Origin of the sequence: Streptomyces otsuchiensis, assembly GCF_004305975.1 — a bacterium.
Classification (GTDB): domain Bacteria; phylum Actinomycetota; class Actinomycetes; order Streptomycetales; family Streptomycetaceae; genus Streptomyces; species Streptomyces otsuchiensis.
The window spans coordinates 1-1,701 of record NZ_BHZI01000500.1 but is presented as its reverse complement, the minus strand read 5'-3'; the positions used below and the strand labels follow the sequence as shown (position 1 = coordinate 1,701).

Here is a 1,701-nt window from a genome sequence, read left to right as displayed (position 1 = left end):
GGCGAAGGTAGCGGGGGTGGCGGGAGGGGGCTGTGGTGCAGGTGCTGGCATGGCGGTCACTCTGCCCGGAGCGGAACGGCGATCGGCAGGTTCGCCGCTGGTACAACCCGGACTGTCCAGTTGACCCGTTGGACCGGTTCAGTCGCTTTGAGTGATGATGTTCCGGTTCGCGTGGCGGGCGGCGTGTGGGGCGCGCGGCAGACGGTACGGCAAGCGCACGGGCACAGGCGGGTGGGGCCCGGGAGTACAGGGGAAGGCGGCTGCGATGGCGACGGACGATGACGGCGGCACGGGCAGGGGAGCCGCGCGCGGCTCACGGGGTGGCGACGGCGAACAGATCTCCGACAGCCTCAAGACCTTCGGCGCGGTCCTCAAGGTCCTCCGAGAGGAAGCACGACTGACACAGGAGCAGTTGAGCCCACTGGTGCGGTACTCCCCGGCTTACATCGCCAAGATCGAACAGGGCCGCCGCTTCCCGCCGCGGGAACTGCTGGACCGCTCCGAGGACGCCCTCGGCCCGATCGCCTCCAAGGTGCTCGCCGCAGCGGCGAAGAGCCTGCGGAGGAAGACGGGCCTGGCCTCGTGGTTCCTGGAGTGGGCCGCGATCGAGGAGGAGGCCCTGGCCCTGTACGCCTACGAAAGCCGAGTGATCCCTGGACTGTTGCAGCCTGAGCCTTACATCCGGGCACTCTTTGACCGTCATCTGCCTCCATTGACGGAGACAGAGGCCGAGCGACAGGTCACTGCAAGGTTGGCACGTCAGCAACTGCTGGTGGAGCGCCCGAACACCACATTCAGCTTCATCATCGAGCAGGCGCTGCTGGAGCGCGGCATGGGAGGGCCCGGTGTCACCGCAGCCCTGGTCGGACATCTGCTTGACATCAGTGAGTATCGAAACGTGGAGCTACAGGTCATGCCCCTCCGACAGGAGGAGCACTCCGGGTTTGAGGGCGAGATGTACCTGGCAGAGACAGCCGATCACAACTGGGTCGGATACGTCGAAGGCCACGGAACCAGCAGGCTCATCAACGACCCAAAGTCGGTAAGCCACATGCTCCAGCGCTATGGCAAGATGCGCTCGCAGGCTCTGAGTCACCAAGCCACGGTGGGCCTGCTGGAGCAGATGCGAGGAGTCCCATGAGCGCCAATGAGGTGACCTGGTTCAAGAGCAGCTACAGCGGCGGGGGTGGCGACAACTGCGTCGAGGTGGCCACACACGTAGCGGGCGTGTTTGTCCGGGACTCGAAGGAGACCCAGAGGCAGCCTTTGACCGTGTCCGCCGACGCCTGGTCGGCGTTCACGACACTGGCCTCCGACGCACCCGTGTGACGTACCAGTGGGGCAGCGCTCGACCGTGCGCTGCCCCCCCGCTGCGTCGAAACTACTCGGCGTCCGCCGCAACCGACTTCTTGGCGGCCTTGCGACCGCGCGTCTTGCGCACCGGGCGCCAGCTGGCCAGCTCCGCGGCACCGACCTGATGCCTCCGGAGCTGGTTCTCGTACTCGGCCTCCAACAGGACGGCGGGCTTGTCGCCCCACTCGTCGTCGTACTCGCCGTGCCACTGCTTGACCCACGGCATGATCTCGCACATGCCGGCCAGCAGCGGAACCATCCGCTCGGCGCCCCAACCGTCACGCGTCGTACGCGCGGACAACAGCTCCAACATGGCCTGGGCCTGATCCTTGTGGTCCCAGCCCGCCC

3 protein-coding genes are annotated in these 1,701 nt (G+C 66.7%); 2 read left to right on the top strand and 1 reads right to left on the bottom strand.

The window, feature by feature from the left end; genetic code table 11:
- Positions 1-265 precede the first annotated feature (265 nt).
- Together E0D90_RS25455 and E0D90_RS25450 are read left to right on the top strand one after the other, a co-directional pair.
- A complete protein-coding gene (locus E0D90_RS25455) occupies positions 266-1,141 on the top strand; it encodes a helix-turn-helix domain-containing protein (protein WP_130800266.1) in 876 nt (291 codons plus the stop codon).
- A complete protein-coding gene (locus E0D90_RS25450) occupies positions 1,138-1,329 on the top strand; it encodes a DUF397 domain-containing protein (RefSeq protein WP_130800265.1) in 192 nt (63 codons plus the stop codon). The genes E0D90_RS25455 and E0D90_RS25450 overlap by 4 nt, the downstream gene beginning before the upstream one ends.
- Before the next feature lie 52 nt (positions 1,330-1,381).
- On the opposite strand, the gene E0D90_RS25445 is transcribed toward E0D90_RS25450, so the two are convergent.
- On the bottom strand, positions 1,382-1,701 hold a 320-nt coding region (locus E0D90_RS25445; RefSeq protein WP_227870506.1), incomplete at its 5' end, for a DUF7008 domain-containing protein.

Coding starts and splice junctions, on each gene's coding strand:
- E0D90_RS25455 (WP_130800266.1), top strand. CDS start 266: ATGGCGACGGACGATGACGGCGGCACGGGCAGGGGAGCCGCGCGCGGC.
- E0D90_RS25450 (WP_130800265.1), top strand. CDS start 1,138: ATGAGCGCCAATGAGGTGACCTGGTTCAAGAGCAGCTACAGCGGCGGG.